At 35.1% G+C, this 21,396-nt stretch carries 18 protein-coding genes and 2 tRNA genes; 9 read left to right on the top strand and 11 right to left on the bottom strand.

Going from position 1 to position 21,396, the window contains the following annotated elements:
• Window positions 1-114 precede the first annotated feature (114 nt).
• The 4 genes from mutS (at window position 115) to ABEG11_RS02645 (ending at window position 3,572) form a co-directional block, all read left to right on the top strand.
• Complete coding sequence (mutS, locus tag ABEG11_RS02660; RefSeq protein WP_348822654.1) at window positions 115-2,721, top strand: DNA mismatch repair protein MutS; 2,607 nt, start codon at window positions 115-117, stop codon at window positions 2,719-2,721.
• Window positions 2,722-2,866: 145 nt separating this feature from the next.
• Window positions 2,867-2,939, top strand: a tRNA-Gly gene (locus ABEG11_RS02655).
• A 74-nt stretch (window positions 2,940-3,013) separates the two neighbouring features.
• Window positions 3,014-3,099 (top strand) — tRNA-Leu (locus ABEG11_RS02650).
• Between the two features lie 125 nt (window positions 3,100-3,224).
• Window positions 3,225-3,572, top strand: a complete 348-nt coding sequence (locus ABEG11_RS02645; protein ID WP_348822653.1) for a YegP family protein — start codon at window positions 3,225-3,227, stop codon at window positions 3,570-3,572.
• 293 nt (window positions 3,573-3,865) lie between these two features.
• Here ABEG11_RS02645 and ABEG11_RS02640 read toward each other — a convergent pair whose 3' ends face one another.
• From ABEG11_RS02640 to ABEG11_RS02590, 11 genes are all read right to left on the bottom strand, one after another.
• Complete coding sequence (locus ABEG11_RS02640; RefSeq protein WP_348822652.1) at window positions 3,866-4,300, bottom strand: VOC family protein; 435 nt, start codon at window positions 4,298-4,300, stop codon at window positions 3,866-3,868.
• A 144-nt stretch (window positions 4,301-4,444) separates the two neighbouring features.
• The gene (locus tag ABEG11_RS02635; protein WP_348822651.1) at window positions 4,445-4,849 is read right to left on the bottom strand and encodes an SRPBCC family protein; all 405 of its coding nucleotides are present in this window, start codon (window positions 4,847-4,849) and stop codon (window positions 4,445-4,447) included.
• Between the two features lie 159 nt (window positions 4,850-5,008).
• A complete protein-coding gene (locus ABEG11_RS02630; protein WP_348822650.1) occupies window positions 5,009-5,683 on the bottom strand; it encodes a copper homeostasis protein CutC in 675 nt (224 codons plus the stop codon).
• 93 nt (window positions 5,684-5,776) lie between these two features.
• Window positions 5,777-7,009 carry an ATP-dependent Clp protease ATP-binding subunit ClpX gene (gene clpX / locus ABEG11_RS02625; protein WP_348822649.1) on the bottom strand — a complete coding sequence of 411 codons (1,233 nt, stop codon included), beginning with the start codon at window positions 7,007-7,009 and terminating at the stop codon, window positions 5,777-5,779.
• A gap of 78 nt (window positions 7,010-7,087) precedes the next feature.
• Window positions 7,088-7,762 carry an ATP-dependent Clp endopeptidase proteolytic subunit ClpP gene (gene clpP / locus ABEG11_RS02620; protein ID WP_348822648.1) on the bottom strand — a complete coding sequence of 225 codons (675 nt, stop codon included), beginning with the start codon at window positions 7,760-7,762 and terminating at the stop codon, window positions 7,088-7,090.
• A gap of 317 nt (window positions 7,763-8,079) precedes the next feature.
• Window positions 8,080-9,405 (bottom strand): trigger factor, encoded by a 1,326-nt coding sequence (locus tag ABEG11_RS02615; protein ID WP_348822647.1) that lies wholly within the window; start codon window positions 9,403-9,405, stop codon window positions 8,080-8,082.
• A 255-nt stretch (window positions 9,406-9,660) separates the two neighbouring features.
• Entirely contained in the window at window positions 9,661-12,204 is a 2,544-nt protein-coding gene (locus ABEG11_RS02610; RefSeq protein ID WP_348822646.1) for a PAS domain S-box protein, read from the bottom strand.
• A gap of 264 nt (window positions 12,205-12,468) precedes the next feature.
• On the bottom strand, window positions 12,469-13,299 hold the full coding sequence (locus tag ABEG11_RS02605) for an MOSC domain-containing protein (protein ID WP_348822645.1): 831 nt from the start codon (window positions 13,297-13,299) through the stop codon (window positions 12,469-12,471).
• Between the two features lie 146 nt (window positions 13,300-13,445).
• Window positions 13,446-13,790 carry a phage holin family protein gene (locus tag ABEG11_RS02600; protein ID WP_348822644.1) on the bottom strand — a complete coding sequence of 115 codons (345 nt, stop codon included), beginning with the start codon at window positions 13,788-13,790 and terminating at the stop codon, window positions 13,446-13,448.
• A 55-nt stretch (window positions 13,791-13,845) separates the two neighbouring features.
• A complete protein-coding gene (locus ABEG11_RS02595) occupies window positions 13,846-14,607 on the bottom strand; it encodes an alpha/beta fold hydrolase (protein WP_348822643.1) in 762 nt (253 codons plus the stop codon).
• A gap of 81 nt (window positions 14,608-14,688) precedes the next feature.
• Window positions 14,689-15,402, bottom strand: coding sequence for a pyridoxine 5'-phosphate synthase (locus ABEG11_RS02590; RefSeq protein WP_348822642.1), 714 nt, complete (start codon window positions 15,400-15,402; stop codon window positions 14,689-14,691).
• Window positions 15,403-15,517: 115 nt separating this feature from the next.
• Between ABEG11_RS02590 and ABEG11_RS02585 the strand changes: the two genes are divergently transcribed.
• The 5 genes from ABEG11_RS02585 to bamA all read left to right on the top strand — a co-directional run bounded on the left by ABEG11_RS02585 (window position 15,518) and on the right by bamA (window position 21,372).
• Window positions 15,518-16,177 carry a CBS domain-containing protein gene (locus tag ABEG11_RS02585; RefSeq protein WP_348822641.1) on the top strand — a complete coding sequence of 220 codons (660 nt, stop codon included), beginning with the start codon at window positions 15,518-15,520 and terminating at the stop codon, window positions 16,175-16,177.
• A 52-nt stretch (window positions 16,178-16,229) separates the two neighbouring features.
• Window positions 16,230-17,114 carry an NAD kinase gene (locus ABEG11_RS02580; protein ID WP_348822640.1) on the top strand — a complete coding sequence of 295 codons (885 nt, stop codon included), beginning with the start codon at window positions 16,230-16,232 and terminating at the stop codon, window positions 17,112-17,114.
• A gap of 156 nt (window positions 17,115-17,270) precedes the next feature.
• Window positions 17,271-17,948, top strand: coding sequence for a type IX secretion system protein PorG (gene porG / locus ABEG11_RS02575; RefSeq protein WP_348822639.1), 678 nt, complete (start codon window positions 17,271-17,273; stop codon window positions 17,946-17,948).
• Between the two features lie 3 nt (window positions 17,949-17,951).
• Window positions 17,952-18,689 carry an undecaprenyl pyrophosphate synthase gene (gene uppS / locus ABEG11_RS02570; protein ID WP_348822638.1) on the top strand — a complete coding sequence of 246 codons (738 nt, stop codon included), beginning with the start codon at window positions 17,952-17,954 and terminating at the stop codon, window positions 18,687-18,689.
• A complete protein-coding gene (gene bamA, locus ABEG11_RS02565; protein WP_348822637.1) occupies window positions 18,622-21,372 on the top strand; it encodes an outer membrane protein assembly factor BamA in 2,751 nt (916 codons plus the stop codon). Before uppS ends, bamA begins: the two co-directional genes overlap by 68 nt.
• Window positions 21,373-21,396: the final 24 nt, after the last annotated feature.

Here is a 21,396-nt window from a genome sequence, read left to right as displayed (position 1 = left end):
AAATACTGCATTGCAATTTTTTCTTAAAAGTAATTTAATTTTTTCTCTCTTTAGCTTTTTGCGGTATAAAATTATAAATTCGCTGAGTTTTTTATTCATTCAAATACAACAATTTTGGCAGCAAAAGATAAGATAGCTAAAGAGACTCCGTTAATGAAGCAATACAACGAAATCAAAAGGAAATATCCTGATGCCTGTTTGCTGTTCCGGGTTGGAGATTTTTACGAAACATTTGGGGAAGATGCAATTCGATCTTCAAAGATTCTGGGGATTACATTAACCAAAAGGGGAGCCGGTTCCGAGACCGAGACTGCACTGGCAGGTTTTCCGCATCATTCTATCAATACCTATCTGCCTAAATTGGTTAAAGCAGGGCTTCGTGTTGCTATTTGCGATCAATTGGAAGATCCAAAAATGACCAAAACCATTGTGAAACGTGGCGTGACAGAACTTGTGACTCCCGGAGTTTCGATGAATGATGAGGTTTTGCATTCCAAAACAAATAATTTTTTGGCGGCTGTTTATTTTGCCAATAAAATGATTGGTGTTTCTTTTTTGGATGTTTCAACAGGAGAGTTTCTTACTGCGCAAGGAAATGCAGAGTATATTGATAAATTACTTCAAAATTTCAATCCAAGCGAAGTTTTGGTTCCAAAAAATAATAAAAGTGAATTCCGTGAAATTTTTGGAGAGGATTTTCATAATTTCTATTTGGAGGATTGGATTTTCAAGGAAGATTATGCACTTGAAACCCTGACAAAGCATTTTCAGACAGTTTCCTTAAAAGGTTTTGGTGTCGAAGAATTAAAGGAAGGAATCATCGCTTCGGGTGCGATTCTTTATTATTTGTCCGAAACACAGCATAATAAAGTACAGCACATTACCGCTATTCATCGAATTGCCGAAGATGCTTATGTTTGGATGGATCGATTTACGATTCGCAATCTCGAATTGTATCACAGTTATAATCCGAATGCTGTTACGTTATTGGATGTAATAGATAAAACGTTTTCGCCAATGGGTGGGCGTTTGTTGAAGCGCTGGCTGGCTTTGCCTTTGAAAGATGCGAATAAAATAAAAGGCCGTCATCAGGTGGTTTCTTATTTGAACGAAAACCAAGATGTTTTAAAAAACATTCAGAATCAAATCAAGCAAATTTCCGATCTGGAGCGTTTGATTTCGAAAATCGCAACCGGAAAGGTTTCGCCTCGTGAAGTGGTTTATTTGAAAGAATCACTGGATGCCATTATTCCAATCAAGACATTGGCGTTATCCAGTCCACAGGAAGCGGTAAAAGTAATTGGTGACAGTCTGCACAGTTGTGATCTGCTTCGCGAAAAAATACAGACAACCCTAAATCAGGATGCTCCTGTGGCTATTGCCAAAGGAAATGCGATTGCCAAAGGAATCAATGCCGAATTGGATGAACTGCGTGAAATATCAACCTCTGGAAAGCAGTTTTTGGAAGGAATCGAAAGAAGAGAATCGGAGCGCACTGGAATTTCTTCATTGAAAATATCTTTTAATAATGTTTTTGGATATTATATCGAAGTTCGAAATACGCATAAGGACAAAGTTCCAGCTGAATGGATCAGAAAGCAAACCTTGGTAAGTGCTGAACGCTACATTACCGAGGAACTGAAAGAATACGAGACCAAAATTCTGGGTGCGGAAGAAAAAATTCAAAAAATAGAAAGTGACTTGTTTGAACAATTGGTGAGCTGGGTGGCAACCTATATCAAACCGGTTCAGATGAATGCTAATTTGGTGGCGCAATTGGATTGTTTGTGTTGTTTTACGCAGTTGGCAATAGAGAATAAATACGTTTGTCCGGAAATTGACGAAACATTCGAATTGGATATTAAAGAAGGAAGGCATCCCGTAATCGAAAAACAATTGCCTGTTGGAGTTCCGTACATTACAAATGATGTGTTCTTAGATCGGGAAACACAACAGCTGATTATGATTACTGGACCAAACATGTCGGGTAAGTCGGCTATTTTGCGTCAAACGGCTTTGATTGTTCTGCTGGCACAGATGGGAAGTTTTGTGCCTGCAGAAAGCGTTAGAATGGGTATTGTTGATAAAATATTCACGAGGGTTGGAGCTTCGGATAATATTTCGATGGGTGAATCTACTTTTATGGTCGAAATGAACGAAACGGCTTCTATCTTGAATAATATCTCCGATCGAAGTCTGGTGCTTCTGGATGAGATTGGAAGAGGAACCAGTACCTATGACGGAATTTCTATAGCTTGGGCAATTGCCGAGTTTTTGCATGAGCATCCTTCGAAGGCGAAAACCTTGTTTGCAACGCATTATCATGAATTGAATGAGATGACCGAGACGATGCCTCGTATTCAGAATTACAATGTTTCGGTAAAAGAATTGAAAGATACGGTACTTTTTATCCGAAAACTGGTAAAAGGCGGAAGTGCACATAGTTTTGGTATTCATGTGGCCAAGATGGCGGGTATGCCACAACTTGTGATTTCAAGAGCTCAAAAAATGTTGAAGAAACTGGAGAAAAATCATTCGAGTGACGTGTTGAACGGTATAAAATCAGAAAAGGAAGAAATGCAGATGAGTTTCTTTAATCTCGACGATCCTTTGCTGGAAGAGATAAAAGAAGAGATTGTTAATCTGGATATAAATGCAATTACTCCTGTAGAAGCATTGATGAAACTCAATGAGATCAAAAGAATGCTGTCTAGGAAATAATTTTTCAATTTTAAAGCTATCGTTGTCAGAACGTTAAATTTTATCTTTGTTTTTTTTCAAAAAAAGGCTTGTGTAATTGAATAAATGTTCTAAATTTGCAACCGCAATATCAAACAGATATTGTGGTTCTTTTAAAAATTGAAATGCGAAAATAGCTCAGTTGGTAGAGCGCGACCTTGCCAAGGTCGAGGTCGCGGGTTCGAGCCCCGTTTTTCGCTCAAAACTACACAATGCTCAGATAGTTGGAGTAAAAAATTATAAAATTTACCAATTAAAAAAGCAAAAACATTCTGCTCGGATGGTGAAATTGGTAGACACGCTGGACTTAAAATCCAGTGAACAGCAATGTTCGTGCGGGTTCAAGTCCCGCTCTGAGTACAAAAAAGCTTCAAACTACGTTTGGAGCTTTTTTTATTTATAGAAATTACATTTATAACTTTTGTTGAATATAAATGGTTTTGAATTCTAAAAAAATCTGTAATCTAAATTTCTAAATCAAATAAATGGGGGCATTTGTAATTAGTAAAAGATTTGACGATCAATATAAGTTTGTGTTTACTTCCAAAAAAGGCAAAGTGATTTTCACCAGCATGAAATATGAACTTAAGTTTGAAGCTGAAGAAGCAATTGAGTACTTTAAAAGCAATGTTGGACTGGCGACTTTTGAAAAACAAAGATCTGCCGGAGGAAAGTATTTTTTTAAGCTGTTTTTGGATGGAGCACCTTTTGCATTAAGCAGAAAATACACCACTGAATTAAGGGTTCAGAAAGGAATTGATGAAATTGTAAAATCCGCTTCTGCTTCTGAAATTCTGGATTTTTCAGATAATGATTTGATTTTTTTGGATTAAATCACTTGTAATCTATAAGGCAAAAAATAATACCATCCTACCCAGAATCTTTTTCACATAAGCTAAATTCTGCACTTTGATCCTCTTTTATAAAACCCTATAAATAAAAAAAATCAGATTGATTTGAGCAGTAGAAAGAGACTCAGCAATTATTGCTGCTGTATCTGCTATCATCAAAAACAATAAGCGCAGTAAATCAAAAGAAATACGACATACCAATATCCTGTTCCAAAAGATTTAAGCGCTTTTCTATACTCAAAATCTGACTGTGAGAAATGATATAATTAAAGTAATTATTTTTCTGGATTTTCATCAAAATTAACCATCCAATGAATCCCAAATTTATCAGTAAACATTCCAAAATAAGCACCCCAAAAAGTTTTATTCATAGGCATATAAGGATTTCCTCCAGCCGAAAGCCCATTGAAAATCCTATCGGCCTCAGCTACGCTTTCGGCATTGATTGAAATTGAAACATTTGATCCGAAAACAACATCTCCGCTAGCCTCATTACTATCACTTCCCATCAAAACAGTATTGCCAATCGGCAAACACACATGCATCACTTTGTCTGCATCAGCTTCTGATAATCCTGGACTGTTTTCATCTGAAGGCATATCTTTAAATTTTCCGATATACGGAAATTCGCCTCCAAATACAGATTTATAAAACAGAAATGCTTCCTCACAATTTCCATTGAAAACCAAATACGGATTTACTGCTGCCATATTTTTTATTTTTTAAATTAGTTATTTATCAGACTTTAAATCTAGCTGTTAAAATACAGGCTATTCATTAAAAAAACAATATTTCTTTTTGGATTTGCAACTTATAAAAACAGCTTTAAAATTCCTAAACAATCATTTCACTATTTAAAGCCCCTCCGCATAATCTTTGAAATTATCTAAAATTGCCTGCCAGCCTTCACGCTGCATTTCTTCGGAATTTACATTTTCGGGATCAAAGCTTTCAATAATTTCCACTCCATTCTCTAGGCCAACAAAGTAAACATCTACTTTTCGATTATCAGCCATTTTATACTCTATAAAGGAATGATTTTTTATTTCTAAGTATTCTCCTTCAAAATCGAAACTCATAGTCCCGTCTTTTGAAGCCATTGTAGATTTAAATTTTCCGCCTACTTTCAAATCATTTTCGGCATAAGGCGTATGCCAATCATCTGACGCGTTATTCCATTTTGTAATGTGTTCCGGGGACACCCATAAATTCCAAACCTCTTCGATAGGAGCCTCTACTGTGCATTTTACTGTTATCATTTTGTTATGATTTTTTCCATAAATTTAACAAATAATATAAAATAAAAATATTTTTTAACAGTAAAAAAAACACTCACTTGACAAAATAAACAAACTATATCATTTGTTCTATAGCAAAAAATCAGCTGTCTTTTTACTAAATCATAGCAATTCACAAATTTATTGCAAAGAGAATTTTATCCTTGCAATTTCATTACCATCTGCAATTTCACTAAAATCGGTAATGGCTGAAGAATGATAAAAAGAAGCATTTATTTTTTGATCCAGCAATGCGATATTCGAGAATCTCAGCCCGCCGCCAGGCATTATTACAATCCTTTCATCAGCTTTTGTTACTAAACCTTTTAAAACCTCTATTCCTTCTATCACATTTTTTTCCTGCCCAGAAGTCAATAACGTTTCAAAACCACAATCTATCACCGTCTCTAAAGCTTCAAAAACATTAGAAACCACATCAAATGCACGATGAAAAGTACAAGGAAGCGGGCTTGCAAGTGACACTAACTCCTTATTTCTTAGATTATCAACATTATTATCATGATTTAAGATTCCGAATACGAATCCATCTACTTTCATTTTTTTGAATTGCTGAATCTCTGATTTCATCTGTTCAAACTCGGCTTCGTTATAAACAAAATCACCTCCTCTTGGACGGATCATTACATTCATTTTTACACTTAACGCATAACGTACTTTTAAAGCAATTTCAAAATCCGGAGTGGTTCCTCCTTCTCGCATATCAGCGCATAATTCAATTCTGTCTGCCCCATATTGCTGTGCTATAATCGCAGATTCCAGATTAAAACAAGCGATTTCAAGATTCTTATTTTTCATTGATAAACAATTATTTCAAAACCAAACACAAAGTACAAAAAAAACCTGCTGTATTGAAAAGCAGGTTTTAGTATTATTTTTTTACAATAAAACTTATGAAGCAATCTCCAAACGTTTCAATAAATTTTTATTCAGAGTTTCTTTGGCGTATTCCATATCAATTTCTAATTTTTTATCATCAGAACTTGGCAATTCGTACATAGCATCGGTTAAGATCGCTTCACATAATGATCGTAGTCCACGAGCTCCCAACTTGTATTCCAAAGCTTTCTCTACAATAAAGTCCAAAGCTTCATCTGTAATAGAAAAATCCACTTCGTCCATTAAAAACAGCTTCTGGTACTGTTTGATCAGAGCGTTTTTAGGCTGTGTTAAAATCGCACGCAAAGTGGCTCTATCCAAAGGATCCATATGGGTCAAAACTGGCAGACGGCCAATGATCTCAGGAATTAATCCAAAATCTTTAATGTCTTTTGGAATAATATATTGAAGCAAATTGTCTTTATCTATGTTATCCGCATTTTTAGAAGTAGAATATCCAACAGCTTGACGGTTCAATCGTTTTGAAATGATACGCTCTACTCCATCAAAAGCACCTCCGGCAATAAACAAAATGTTCTGAGTATTTACCTCAACAAATTTCTGGTCTGGATGTTTACGCCCTCCTTTTGGCGGTACGTTTACAACTGTTCCTTCCAATAATTTCAATAGAGCCTGCTGCACACCTTCACCAGAAACATCACGAGTGATAGAAGGATTGTCGCTCTTGCGTGCAATTTTATCAATTTCGTCGATAAAAACAATTCCTCTTTCGGCTTTGGTTACATCATAATCAGCTGCTTGCAAAAGACGTGTCAAAATACTTTCGACATCCTCCCCTACATAACCTGCTTCCGTCAATACAGTTGCATCTACAATAGCCAATGGAACGTCTAACATTTTGGCAATGGTTTTGGCTACCAGTGTCTTTCCTGTACCTGTCTGGCCTACCATGATGATATTGCTTTTTTCAATCTCTACTTCATCGTCCAATTGCTGCTGCATTAAACGTTTGTAGTGATTGTAAACCGCAACCGACATTACTTTTTTAGTCTGCTCCTGCCCTATAACATATTGATCTAGAAAAGCCCGGATTTCTTTTGGCTTCTTTAAAATTAAATCGCCAACCAGCTTAGTGCCTTTGTTTGTTTTTAATTCTTCCAGAACAATTCCGTGAGCCTGTTCGATGCATTTATCACAAATGTGAGCATCGATTCCCGCAATCAGCAAATTAGTTTCTGGTTTTTTCCTTCCGCAGAAAGAACATTGTAATACTTGTTTTGCCATTCTCTTTTTGGTTGATAGCTGCTGGTTGATAGCTGCTGGTTAAAATCCAACAGCTATCAACTGACAACCAATAACTATTTATCCTCTTCTTAAAACCTCATCAATCATTCCGTATTCCTTGGCTTCATCAGCTTTCATCCAGTAATCGCGCTCACTGTCTTTGTGAACTCTTTCAAAAGTCTGTCCTGAATGCTGAGAAATAATATTATACAATTCATCTTTCAGTTTCAGCATTTCGCGTAAATTGATTTCCATATCTGTAGCAACTCCTTGTGCACCTCCAGACGGCTGGTGAATCATTACTCTTGAATGCGGTAATGCCGAACGTTTACCCGCTGCACCCGCACACAAAAGAACTGCCCCCATAGAAGCGGCCATTCCGGTACAGATTGTTGCAACATCCGGTTTGATGTACTGCATAGTGTCATAAATTCCCAAACCAGCATAAACACTTCCTCCAGGTGAATTCAAATAAATCTGAATATCCTTTGACGCATCTGCACTTTCCAGGAATAATAACTGAGCCTGAACGATGTTTGCAATCTGATCATCAATTCCTGTCCCAAGGAAAATAATTCTGTCCATCATCAGCCTTGAAAAAACGTCCAATTGAGAAATATTCAGCTGGCGCTCTTCAATTATATAGGGAGTCATACCTTTTGGATTCATTGCCGATACTATTTTATCATAGTACATTGCATTTACTCCTTGACCTTTAATCGCAAATTTTTTGAATTCTTTTCCGTAGTCCATATTTTTAAGTTTAAAAGTTTGAAAGTCTAAAGTCTCAAAGTGACTTTAAACGAATGAAACAAAGTTCGTACCCTTTTTATAAATGATGCCAATTTGTCTTCTTATTATATTTGATAAGTTTTGAAATTTATGAAATAAAAATTTAAAACGTAAGCTTAAAACTTAAAAAAAGAGCGTCAAAAATTAATCTTTTGACGCTCAAATATAACTATTTTTTATCTTTCCATATCTGTAATAAAATCTTAAAATTTGGAATACGACTAAAAAGCCCCGCCACAACTTTTGACTTTACAACTTTTGACATTATAGACTAAAATTTATTCTCCGTATGAAGCAGCGATAAATTCCTCGTAAGTTACTTCCTTGGTAGTTGGATTTGCTTTCTCTTTGAATAAATCCAATAATTTAGCAGCAACTACTTGATCAGAAAGTCTTTTTACTTCTTCCTGGTTAGATAAAACTCTAGCCACGATTCCTTGAACTTCTTCGTCAGTTGGGTTTGTTTGTCCAAACTGCGCCATCTGCTGTTTGATAGCGTTTGTTGTGAATGCTTTCAAGTCTTCAAAAGTGATTTGGATATTGCTTGCAGCCATTGCTTTTCCTTCAATCAATTGGAAACGCAAACCTCTTTCAGATCTTGCATATTCTACAATTGCTTCTTCAGGAGTTAATTGTTTTTCTCCCACTGTCTGAAGCCATTTGATTAAGAATTCAGATGGCAAGTCAAATTTGGTGTTTTCAACTAAAAAGTTTTGAACGTCTGCCAATAATTTCTGGTCTGCCTGCTGAGCAAATTGAGCTTCAGCATCTTCTTTGATTTTTGCTTTCAAATCTTCCAAAGAAGCTACTTTTCCTTCTCCGAATAATTTATCGAATAATTCCTGATTCAATTCAGCTGGTTCAGAAACATTGATTGCGCTGATAGTGAAATCTACATCAACTGCCAAAGTATGTACATTATCGTGACCTACTTTCAAGTAATCCATCAATTGGTGATCGTCTTGGAATAAACCTTTTGTGTTTACTGTAACCACATCTCCAACTTCTTTTCCGATGAATAAATCTGCAGTAGCTTTGTCTTTGAATACATCTAAAGAGAAAGTCGTTTTATTGTCAATTCCGTTTTCAGCATTTGTAAAAGTTCCAGTAATATCGGCATCAGCAGTAACTTTTTCAACTGGATTTGCATTTCCAAATTGTTTTTGGATACGTGCCACCTGACCATCAATTAATTTATCATCGGCAGTAACAACATATTTTACAATATCATTTTTAGCTTCAAGATCCAATTCAAAATGTGGCACTAAACCAATTTCAAATTCGAAAACCAATTCTTCAGCATCCCAATCCAGGTTTTCGTTTTCGACAGCAAGCGGAGTTCCCAAAAGGTTTAATCTTTCAGATTGCACAAAACGCTCCAAAGCCAAATCTACTACTTTCTTAACTTCTTCTTTTTTGATGCCTTTTCCATATTGTTTTTCAACAAGGTCTTTTGGCACTTGCCCTTTTCTAAAACCTTTCACTTGTGCCAAAGGCAATTTTTCGTTTAGTCTTTTCGCTACTTGTCCTTTATAATCCATGTGAACAACTGTCATAACAATTGTTTCATTCACAGCGTCTTTTGCTACTCTTTTGATATCCATCTTCGTCTTTTATTTACATTATAAAATTGGGTCGCAAAATTATGAATTTTTTGCAACCCAAACAAGCTTTTTAGCAATTTGAATTTTAGTCAATTATTTCAAGAAATCAAGGTCTTAAATCCATTTTTCACTGGCAAAATAAATAAAAGGCATCAGGGCAAGGTTCTTCTTAAAAAACTTTTTTATTAAATTACAGACAATTGTCTCTGTATTCCTCTATATGGACAGCACTAAACTTTTCGCTCATTGGGATTATTATCCCTCATTTGGCAATGAAAAATGAAAAGCACTTCCAATTCCAGCTTCACTTTCCACCCAGATTTTTCCACCGTGTTTTTCGATGAATTCCTGACAGAGTTTCAAACCGAAACCCGTACCTTTTTCCTCATTTGTCCCAATTGAACTGAACAATTGTGCTTTGTCAAATATTTTATCGATGTCTTTAGTCGAAATTCCAACACCATTATCAATAATGGAAACAACTGTTTCATCACTATTTTTTTTTGCAGCTATCTTAATATTGCCTCCTTCGCGGGTAAATTTCAAAGCATTTGAAATCAAGTTCCTTAACACTGTATCCAGCATGTTTTTATCAGCATATACTACTAATGAATCCTCACAAATTAGTTCGACATCAATTTTTTTTACCGAAGCAGTAAATTGAAGCAGTTCGGCAATAACTTTGCAGTCCTTTTTAAAATTAATTCTCTGCGGATTAAATTCCATTTTACCCGACTTGGCAGTTGCCCACAGCAGTACATCGTCCAATAACCTGGAAGTCCTTTTTGTTGACTGATAGACTAAATGGATTATTTCTTCGATTTCTTCCATTGACATATCATTGAAATTTTTATTCAAGATATCCAACAGCGTACTAATCGAATTGACAGGCCCTCTCAAATCATGTCCCAGTATGGATATAAAACGGTCTTTGTCGAGATTTAATTTTTGCAATTCCAATTCCACCTTTTTACGCTCGGTGACATCTTGTACATTGATATACAGGAAAGGCTTATTATCAATAAACCTCCGTACAACTGTTAGCAGTAAATTCAGATCCATTCCCAATTTATGACGCCCTACAATTTCCATGTTGTCAATGTACAATTCTCTCTTCAGGGTTTCCAGCACCTTTTTTCGATTAGCTAAATCTTTGTACAAGCTTAGTTCCAGCGGGGTTTTCCCTAAAATTTCTTCCTTACTGTATCCAAAAACACTGGTAGCTGAAGCATTAGCTCCTAAATATCTCCCTGTTCCTTCGTCTTGTATTAAAATTGCATTAGGACTGGAATCAAAAGCAAATTCAAACTTTTCCTGCGACACTCTCAAGGCTTCTTCTTCTCTTTTCTGCTTCGTTATATCCCTGCTTATCCCAAACAAGCCAACAATATTACTTTCTCCGTCCATAATAGGCCCTTTGGTAGTCAAATAGAAAGCTTTTCCTGTCAAGGTCATCTTTTCTTCTTCATAAGTCTGAATTACACCAGATTTCATTATCTCAAAATCTTTCTCCAAAGTCTTATTTGCTTCATCGGGCAAAAAAAGAACATTTGTATCTTTTCCTAAAAAATCCTGAGGTTTTTTATTCACCCGATTCGCCAGCGCAGAATTAACAAACAAGAAACAGCCATTAATATCTTTGGCAAAAATACTATCCGGCAATCCTTCGGTTATACTTTCCAGTAAGAACTGGTTTTGCTGTAAATCGGCCTGAGCCTTTTTTAAATCTGTAATATCAAGTTCAATTCCATCCCAGCTTATTGAACCATCCTCCATGAGTGTAGGAGTTGAAACAAATCTGGAAATACGTATAGTCCCATCAGGATTAATCATGCGCACTTCACATCTGTAGGTAGATAAGTCCCTCTTGGATGCTGTTTCAGCGTCTAATAGAGATTGCACATCTTCCTTTACCACACTGCCAAAAATAATTAAAGGATCAGCAATTCCTTCTTCGGGTGAATATCCATACAGCTTTTTAAATGAACCGCTTAAATAAGTAAACTGTCGTAAACCATTCTCGTGTGTTGTGAGACGAAAAATCATTCCGCCAGTCAGATTAGTACCTATAGCGGTTATAAGAGTTTCTTTTTCAAGTATCAGATTGCTTTTACTGATATTTTCTTTAAGTGCAGAAATCAATCGGTCTGCTAGTTGAGAAATAGCAACTGTTACAATATCAATTTCAGTACTATGAAATAATTTGGGCTCTGGAATTTTTTCATCTGTATTAATTGATGATACCCAATTTCTTAATGACGAAAGAGGATTAATAACTACAATTTTTATTATAAAAAGCTGAATAACCGCAAGAACTAGAAAAAACATCCCTAATTCTACAAAAAACAGCAGTTTTAATTCTCCAATATATTGCAATAAAGGCTCTTTATCAGGATAAAGAACAACTTTTCCAATCGTCTTTCCCTGATACAAAACTGGCCGAACAATTGAATCTTTATCCAGATCAGGCAACGCACCATCTTTTATAATATGCACTTTGCCATTTGTATGCAGCACACCCCCATAAAAACGATTATTTTGATCGAAAATCTGAATAGAACGAATGTTCTCGTCCAGGCCTTCAACATTAAGATAAGATTGAATGGATTCTAAATCATGATTCAGAATTGGTTTTACAGAAAAATTTGCCAGACGTGTGCATATACGTATGCTATTCTGCTTTAATCTTTCTGTCTCAAATTGTGTTCTGGAATGGATGCCGTAAAAATAACGTCCAATAAAAACAACGCATAAAGAGATCGAAATATAGGTTAAGATTTGGCTTGAAATTGATTTCATTTAGGGCTAATTAATTACTACTCTCTCACTCTAATTTATTGCAGACTTAATATGTGATACTGGAGTTTCAAAACCTTACATCCATCACAGACAGTTTACAAAAATTAATCAAAATCTTTACTTAAAAACATTTAAAACGTTTGTCCATGAAGTAAATCTGCCATTCATTTTTTTTTCTAAAACAGATTTATTATTCATATCAACAACTACAAGATACAAAAAAAGGAATGATTTACATTCCTTTTTTGTTTGTTTTAACAACTCCTAATATTTCAACTTACTATGAGTAAACACCTTTATTTTATCATTAACCGAGACAATTCCTGTATCCAGACCAATCAGATTTTGTCCAAACAGCACTTTATTTCCAAAGTTTCTGTACTTAGCTAATGTTTTCAAAGGATCTTTGCCGGCAACGATTCCTTTTTCCTGATCAACAGTAGTCATTACACAGCGGTCACATCGTTTAACACCAACAAAAGAAAGATTCCCAATAGTAAAGTCGCGCCAGAAATCCTCTTCAAAAGCCATGCCATTGGTAAAAACAAAATTAGGCCTGAACCGGTTTATAGTAATTTTTTCTCTTAAACGTTCATTAAGATCGTCCAGTGAACTTTGCCCAATAATCAAAAAAGGATAAGCATCAGCAAAAGATGTAATTTCATCTCCCGAAATTGCATAATCTGGATCTAATTTCCTCTTGCTTTCATCAGGCATGTATACCAACCGAACCGATAATCCTAATAATTTTGTAAACCAATCCGAGGCATCCTGACTCACCTCAAATGCATCAATTGTATCATCCCAAACGGTTACTTTAACTTTTTGGTTCGAAGCTGAAAAAATAGGCCGGAGCTCTAAATCTATCGATTCCAAAAACTCTCTATGTGCAATCCTTAATTTATCATTAACAACCTGAGGCTGAAAAAGAGCCAGCTGCGGATGCTCCCTCTGCGATAAAAATAGGCCATCATCATCTACCAGCAGCCAACGCCTGTCTAATTCCAATCCGCGATCAGTAACACGAGCTTCCTGTAACGAAATTCCACCCATTGATTTCACTGGATATACCCAGATTTCTGAAAGTTTCAGCATAACATTATTTTTTTTTCAAAACTACAAATTATTTTTCTCGGCATTCCTGATGCTATTCATAAAAAAAACAGCCCGAAAGCTGTTTTCTATTGTTATTTTTTTTTGCAAAAACAATAAGGCTATTTTACTATCAAAAAGCTTAAAACTTATTTATCTCCTCCAATAATAGAATAAGCAATTGACTGGGAGCATGATAAAATTATACTAAAAAACATCGCTACCCAGAACGTATCTACGGTAAAACCTCCAACAATTTTAGTACAAAGCAATATCACCAATGCGTTTATTACTAACAAAAACAAACCTAAAGTTACTATAGTAAAAGGCAGTGTCAGCAGCACCATTATTGGCTTGATAAAAATATTGAGCAGTCCCAAAACTACAGCTACAACCATTGCTGTAAAAGGTCCAGCAACATGAACTCCTGGCAAAAAATGGGCAATTCCAAATACCAGCCCAGCGGTAACAATTATTCGTATAATCAAATTCATAGCTGCAACATTTTAAATTTCAATAAAAATAATAAATTTTCTATATATTATTCCATTATTTTAAAAAAACACTTACTAATTCGTAGAACATTTTAGGATTTTCGGCATGTAGCCAATGTCCCGCATTGGGAATAGTCTGAATAGTAAAAGCTGGAAAATGTTTTATAATTCCTTCAAAATCAGAATCTAAAATATAATTAGAATTGCCTCCGCGAATAAAAAGAGCTGGCTTATCAAACACCATATCAGCTGCCAAAGCCTTACCGATTTCATCTATTTTTTCATTGAACACCTTCAAATTAAATCGAAAACCTAATTGCCCCGGCTCTAACCAAAATAAACTTTTCATCAGGAACTGACGCGTTCCAAAATCGGGAATATACGCTTTTAAGATTTCTTCGACTTCGTTTCGGCTTGGTTTATTAGAAAAATCTACTGCATTCAGTCCTTCCAAAATATCCTGATGATGCGGAGCATAAAATTTGGGGCCAATATCAGCAACTATTAATTTATCAACTAAATCTGGATAAGAGGCTGCTAAAAGCATGGCTGTTTTTCCTCCCATTGAGTGACCAATAACATCAATAGACTGTAAACCATTTGCCTTGCAGTAGTCATAAACATCCTGAGCCATAATTTCATAACTGAATTCATCCGAATGAAAACTGCGTCCATGATTGCGCAAATCCAGCATATGGACCACAAAACCATCGGTGGCGAATTGTGTTCCTAATGTTTTCCAGTTATCAGACATCCCTAAAAAACCGTGAATGATAAGTAAAGGTTTTCCTGAACCTTCTATTTTTGAGTAGAGCATTACAATTTCATATTGCAGATTTTAGATTTTAGACAGCAGATTTAAAACTTCCCGTCTAAGACCATTCATCTAATTTATAAACTATTTCAATTTCTTCAAATACATATTCACCACATTATCAAGACCAAGATAAAGTGCTTCCGCTATAAGGGCATGCCCAATAGAAACTTCCAATAATCCAGGAATATTTTGTTTAAAAAACTGAACATTATCCAGACTCAAATCATGTCCTGCATTTATTCCTAAATCTAACTGATTAGCCAAAACTGCTGCTTTAACATAAGGCTCAATTCCATCTTCCTTTCCTAAAGCGTATTGGTGTGCAAAAGCTTCGGTGTATAATTCAATTCTGTCGGTACCTGTTTTCTTAGCCCCTTCAATCATTTCAAGAACTGGATCCACAAAAATAGAAGTCCTGATCCCGTTTCGCTGGAATTCCTGAATAACTTCTGTTAAATATGACTGATTTCTTATAGTGTCCCAGCCCGCAGATGAGGTAATTGCTCCAATGGCATCAGGAACCAAAGTAACCTGATCTGGTTTACATTCTAAAACCAAGTCTATAAAATTATGCTGCGGATTTCCTTCAATATTATACTCTGCAGTAACTACTGATTTTAAATCCCGTGCATCCTGATAGCGAATATGACGCTCATCGGGACGAGGATGAATTGTTATTCCCTGCCCTCCAAAATTCTGAATATCTACAGCAACTTTAAGCAGATCAGGTACATTTCCTCCTCGGGCATTACGCAAAGTGGCTATTTTATTTATATTAACGCTAAGCTTTGTCATAGAAACAAGTATTAATTGTAAGTCATATTATTTTGAGACAACAAAAATACAAAGTAAAAGGTAGCATATTTTGTATATTTTTGATTATTTTGCATCGTTTATTGAACGAAAACTTATGAATGATTTAAAAGATTACATAACAAACGACTACAAAGCAATTGACACCCAGGAAACTATTGGGGAAGTTCAATTTTTTTTTGATGATGTAACCTTTTCTCATTTCCCAATTGTAGAAGAAGGAATTTACATAGGGAGCATTGCTGCCGATGATATTGAAACTTTTGACAGTGATAAAAAAGTCACTGATTATAAATATACCTTAGAACATTTTTTTGCCAGAGCCAATATGATCTGGCTGGACGTTTTAGAAGTTTTTGCTAAAAACCATACGAATCTGGTTCCAATATTAGACGAAAATAATGCCTATGTTGGCTACTATGAAATGGAAGATGTTATTAAATTTTTTCATGAAACCCCTTTCCTAAAAGAGCAGGGAGCCATCATCATTGTAAGCAAAAATGCCATAGACTATTCAATGAGCCAAATTACCCAAATTGTCGAAAGCAATAACGGCAAGCTTCTGGGACTCTTTATTTCCAATTCGGACGTTAATACTATCGAGGTTACGCTGAAAATCAATGTAGGTTCATTAAATGAAATTATTCAGACTTTTAGAAGATACAATTACGAAATCATCTCAGAGCACAACGAAGACAATTATATCAACAGCTTAAAAGAGCGTTCAGACTATTTAGATAAATATCTGAATATGTAGTTATTGAATACAAGCCCCCAAATCAATAACAAACAACAAAATATCAAAAAAAATGAAAGTAGCTATTTTTGGCCAATATTATCTGGTAAGCACAGAACCTATAATTAAAGACATTTTTGTGTTTTTTAACAATAATAATGTAGAAATGGCTATTGAATCCGATTTCTTAAACATGTTGTACGAAAAAAAAATCATCGAGAAAGAATACAATACCTTTTCTTCGCAGGATGTTTTAGATTCTACTTTTGATATGTTAATCAGCATTGGAGGCGATGGAACAATGTTAAGAGCCGTAACACTTGTACGCAATTCTGGAATCCCAATATTAGGAATTAATGCAGGCAGGTTAGGTTTCTTGGCAACTGTCCAAAAGGAAAATATAGCTGCTTTCATGCAGATTGTCATCGATAAAAAATATAAAATTTCTAAAAGAACCTTATTGAGCATAACTTGTACTCCTGAAAACACAGCTATAGAAGGTCTTAATTTTGCTTTGAATGAAATATCAGTCAGCCGGAAAGACACCACTTCGATGATTACTATAGACACTTATCTGAATGATGAATTTTTAAATTCATATTGGGCAGACGGATTAATTATTGCCACGCCCACAGGAACTACAGGCTATTCCTTAAGCTGCGGAGGCCCAATTTTGACTCCCGATGTAAAAAGCGTAGTAATTACCCCAATCGCTCCGCATAATTTAAACGCAAGACCGCTGGTGGTTCCAGACACTACCGAAATCCGGTTAAAAGTATCTGGCAGAGAAGATCAATATTTAGTCTCCCTGGATTCCAGAATTACAAGTGTAAAAAATGATTCTATCTTAATCATAAAGAAAACCAATTTTGAAATTAACATGGTTGAAATTCCTGAAGAAACATTCTTTAAAACCCTGAGAACAAAATTGCTTTGGGGCGAAGACAGAAGAAATTAATGATTGTACAGCTATACTAATTACTCTTTTTTTATCGTTTGCAACTTTATCATTCCCCTGCAAAAAAGAATCTTTTTTCAAAAAAAGACACTATTCGGCAGATACATGTCGAATCCTATTGATTATTATTATATTTGCAGGCAACTTAATAATTTTATGAGCAGAATTTTCATTACATTTTTATGCTTTTTCACATTTGCTGCCAGTAATGCACAAATTCATGAAATAGGGATTTTCCTGGGAGGAAGTAACTATATAGGAGATGTAGGATCAACAACTTATATCGCTCCAAACGAACCTGCTTTTGGAATTTTATACAAATGGAACCGAAGCCCTAGGCATGCTTATAGATTTTCTTACACACAGTCAAAAATTTCGGCAGATGACAGTGACTCAAATGAACCAGGGAGACACGATAGAAGGTACAGTTTTACTAATGATGTAAAAGAATTATCTGCAGGATTAGAATTTAATTTTTTTGATTTCAACCTGCACGATGAAAGACCAAAATTTACACCTTATGTACATTCAGGCATTAGTTATTTTATGTATGACAACTTATATATAGAGTCTGGCCAGACCAAAAAAAAAGGCACAAAAAGCTCAATTGCCATTCCGATCACTTTAGGTGTTAAAACCAGTTTTGCAAGAAATTTTGTTTTAGGATTAGAGGCAGGAGCAAGATATTCATTTACAGACAATATTGATGGCAGTAACCCTGCGGACAGCAATCTGGAAAAATTTGGAAATTTAAATAATAATGATTGGTATGTATTTTCGGGTATAACATTGACTTATACTTTTGGAAAAAAACCATGTTACTGCGCTGATTAAAAGATGTTAAAAAACGAAATAAATATAAATAATATGCCCAAACACATAGCTATCATAATGGATGGCAATGGACGCTGGGCAAAACAGCAAGGATTTCTTAGAACGATTGGTCATGAAAATGGATCAAAATCACTAAAAAAAATTATAAAAGAGTGTAATTCGCTAGGAATTGAATATCTGACCGTATACGCTTTCTCTACCGAAAACTGGAACAGACCCAAGCTGGAAGTTGACACTTTAATGAAAGTACTCATAAAAACATTAAAGAAAGAACTAAAAACCATGCAGGAAGGCAACATCAAAATGAATGCTATTGGAAATTTAGAGAAATTACCAAAAAACGCTCAATTGGAATTATTTGATGTTATAGACAAAACAAAAGAAAATACCAAAATGACAGTAACTCTTGCCTTAAGTTATGGATCTAGGGAAGAATTAGTAAATGTTGTGAAAAAAATAAGCGATAAAGTTAAAAATAATATAATTTCAATAGACAGTATTGACGATTCAATTATTAATGAGCATCTTTACACGCATAATTTACCTGATGTCGATCTATTGATTAGAACAAGCGGAGAACATAGGATAAGTAACTTTTTGTTGTGGCAGATAGCCTATTCAGAATTATACTTTGCAGATGTACTATGGCCTGATTTTAAAGAAGAAAATCTGCATGAGGCTATCATTAGTTATCAAAAAAGAGAACGTCGATTTGGAAAAACAAGCGAACAAATTAAATAATTTTTTAGTGTTACACAAAAGCATAAAACTAGTCCTTACTTTTATAATATTAGGAACTTATACCCAAATTAAGGCACAGGACAGAGTACCGTTTGATCAAGGTAAAAAATACATTTTGGGAGATGTAAAAGTTGTTGGAGATATCAGCTTCAACCCTCAAACGGTTGTTACATTTGCTGGACTGGAAAAAGGACAGGAAATTACAATTCCTGGTGAACAGATTAGCAGTTCCATAAAAAAACTGGGGAAACTTGGCCTTTTTGATGAAATCGCTTTTTACGTAGACCGAATAGAAAATGACAGCATTTTCCTTGACCTGAACATCAAAGAATTACCTAAAATAAATGAGGTTAAATTCGTAGGTGTATCCAAAAGCAAAACGGAAAGTTTTATTAAAGACAATGGCTTGACTAATGGCAAAATTGTAACTGAGAACTTAATTACAACTACTAAAAATTATATTGAGAAAAAGTACAAGAAAGATGGCTTTTTCAACACCAAGGTCCACATAACAACAACTAAGGACACTACAGAAACCAACCATGTAAACATGCTTGTAAAAGTAGATGTTGGTGACAAAATAAAAATATACAAAATTGATTTTGAAGGCAATAAGGAAGTGCCTAGCAAAAAGCTTTTGAGTTCAATGAAAAACACCAAAGTAAAGAACTCTATTAATATCTTAAAAAGATCAAAATATATTGAAGACAAGTACCAAGAGGACTTGGAAAAAATAGTTAATGACTACAAAAAAATTGGTTATCGCGATGCCCGTATAGTAAGCGATTCTGTAGCATATAACGAAGAAAAAAACGCCATTTATATCAAAATCAAAGTAGAAGAAGGGCTAAAATATTACTTTGGCAATATCAAGTTCATTGGAAACACGGTGTATTCTGATGATTTATTAAGAAGCTTCTTAGGGATTAATACTGGCGATATCTACAATGGCGTTCTATTACAGGAAAGAATTTCTGACAAGTCAAAACCAGATGGTGAGGATATAACAAATTTATATCAAAACAATGGGTACTTATTCTCAAATATCAATGCAGTTGAAACTAAAACTGTAGATAATAAAATCGACTTCGAAATCCGGGTTACTGAAGGCCCAATAGCATATTTTAACAAAATCACAGTAGTTGGAAACGACAAAACAAATGATGAAGTTATCTATAGAGAATTAAGAACTAAACCAGGCGAAAAATACAATAAGGCTGAGCTGGTCAGAACAATCAGAGAGATTGGACAATTAGGCTTTTTTGATCCTGAAAAGATTGAACCTAAATTCAAGAATGTTGATTCTGGAGCTGGTACAGTGGACATTGAATATAATGTTGTTGAAAAAGGAGCTAGCCAGATAGAACTCCAAGGAGGATACGGCGGTGGTGGTTTCGTTGGTACTTTAGGATTATCTTTTAATAATTTTTCAGCACGAAACATGTTTAATAAAGATGCTTATCAGCCAGTTCCAATGGGTGATGGACAAAAAGTAGCATTGCGTCTGCAGGCTAGTTCTTATTACAAAACCTACAGCTTATCCTTTTCAGAACCTTGGTTTGGAGGAAAAAAACCTGTTTCATTTAGTACATCATTTGCTTTCAGCCAGCAATACAGTTCAAATTATCAAACACAAAGAATTGACAAATCAAAATACATCAACATCTTGTCATTATCTGTAGGTCTGGCAAAAAGACTTACGGTACCAGACGATTTTTTCACGCTTTCGCAATCGATCAGATTCCAGCAATATGACCTGCACAATTATTATTATGGATTGTTTACTTTTGCCAATGGAAGTTCAAAAAATTTATCATATAACATAGGCTTAACCCGTAATAGCAAAGGACTCAATCCTATATTCCCAACTTATGGAGCAGAGTTTTCTATAACTGGTGAATTTACATTACCTTATTCTTATTTCAACGGAATTGATTATGCTACGTTAGGGGAACAGGAAAAATATAAATACAAGTATGATGGTGTAGCTTATGGCACGTCATATGTAGATAACAATGACAAAGTTGTAAATAAAGGGGATTATGTAGACAAGCTGCCATCCTCTGGTCTTCCTAACAAAGTAGACAACTATCAAGATGCTGTTGCCGATCCTGGAAAAGTAGATCAGGAAAAATACAAATGGCTGGAATATTACAAAATTCAATTTACTGGTGACTGGTATACCACTTTATATAAAAAACTAGTATTACGCACAGTAGCTCAATTTGGATTCCTGGGTGCTTACAATCAAGATCGAGGAGTAATTCCTTTCGAAAGATATTATTTAGGAGGAGACGGTATGGCTGGAAGTTCTATAGACGGAAGGCAAAACATAGGATTGAGAGGTTATGAAAATGGATCATTAACACCAGCCAACAGCAATGGGGACGCTTATGGTGCAACTATTTATAACAAATTCTCTTTGGAGATGCGTTATCCGATAACATTAAAAGCATCAGCTTCCATCTATGCCCTTGCATTTGCCGAAGCTGGACAGGCCTACGCCACATTATCTGACTATGAACCATTTAACTTAAATCGTTCATCAGGAGTTGGATTAAGAGTATTTATGCCAGCATTTGGATTGTTAGGTATTGATTTCGGATATGGATATGATGCTGTTCCTGGAGCAATAAAACCAAGTGGATGGCAAACGCATTTCATAATAGGGCAACAGTTTTAAATGACTTTGGTTTGAAATTTCTAA

It is taken from the genome of Flavobacterium aestuarii (assembly GCF_040049115.1).
GTDB classification, from domain to species: Bacteria; Bacteroidota; Bacteroidia; order Flavobacteriales; family Flavobacteriaceae; genus Flavobacterium; species Flavobacterium aestuarii.
Note: the sequence above shows the minus strand (reverse complement) of the source record. Positions and strands in the feature narration are given on the sequence as shown.

Coding starts and splice junctions, on each gene's coding strand:
- ABEG11_RS02645 (WP_348822653.1), top strand. CDS start 3,225: ATGGGGGCATTTGTAATTAGTAAAAGATTTGACGATCAATATAAGTTT.
- ABEG11_RS02640 (WP_348822652.1), bottom strand. CDS start 4,300: ATGGCAGCAGTAAATCCGTATTTGGTTTTCAATGGAAATTGTGAGGAA.
- ABEG11_RS02635 (WP_348822651.1), bottom strand. CDS start 4,849: ATGATAACAGTAAAATGCACAGTAGAGGCTCCTATCGAAGAGGTTTGG.
- ABEG11_RS02630 (WP_348822650.1), bottom strand. CDS start 5,683: ATGAAAAATAAGAATCTTGAAATCGCTTGTTTTAATCTGGAATCTGCG.
- clpX (WP_348822649.1), bottom strand. CDS start 7,009: ATGGCAAAACAAGTATTACAATGTTCTTTCTGCGGAAGGAAAAAACCA.
- clpP (WP_348822648.1), bottom strand. CDS start 7,762: ATGGACTACGGAAAAGAATTCAAAAAATTTGCGATTAAAGGTCAAGGA.
- ABEG11_RS02615 (WP_348822647.1), bottom strand. CDS start 9,405: ATGGATATCAAAAGAGTAGCAAAAGACGCTGTGAATGAAACAATTGTT.
- ABEG11_RS02610 (WP_348822646.1), bottom strand. CDS start 12,204: ATGAAATCAATTTCAAGCCAAATCTTAACCTATATTTCGATCTCTTTA.
- ABEG11_RS02605 (WP_348822645.1), bottom strand. CDS start 13,299: ATGCTGAAACTTTCAGAAATCTGGGTATATCCAGTGAAATCAATGGGT.
- ABEG11_RS02600 (WP_348822644.1), bottom strand. CDS start 13,790: ATGAATTTGATTATACGAATAATTGTTACCGCTGGGCTGGTATTTGGA.
- ABEG11_RS02595 (WP_348822643.1), bottom strand. CDS start 14,607: ATGCTCTACTCAAAAATAGAAGGTTCAGGAAAACCTTTACTTATCATT.
- ABEG11_RS02590 (WP_348822642.1), bottom strand. CDS start 15,402: ATGACAAAGCTTAGCGTTAATATAAATAAAATAGCCACTTTGCGTAAT.
- ABEG11_RS02585 (WP_348822641.1), top strand. CDS start 15,518: ATGAATGATTTAAAAGATTACATAACAAACGACTACAAAGCAATTGAC.
- ABEG11_RS02580 (WP_348822640.1), top strand. CDS start 16,230: ATGAAAGTAGCTATTTTTGGCCAATATTATCTGGTAAGCACAGAACCT.
- porG (WP_348822639.1), top strand. CDS start 17,271: ATGAGCAGAATTTTCATTACATTTTTATGCTTTTTCACATTTGCTGCC.
- uppS (WP_348822638.1), top strand. CDS start 17,952: ATGTTAAAAAACGAAATAAATATAAATAATATGCCCAAACACATAGCT.
- bamA (WP_348822637.1), top strand. CDS start 18,622: ATGAGGCTATCATTAGTTATCAAAAAAGAGAACGTCGATTTGGAAAAA.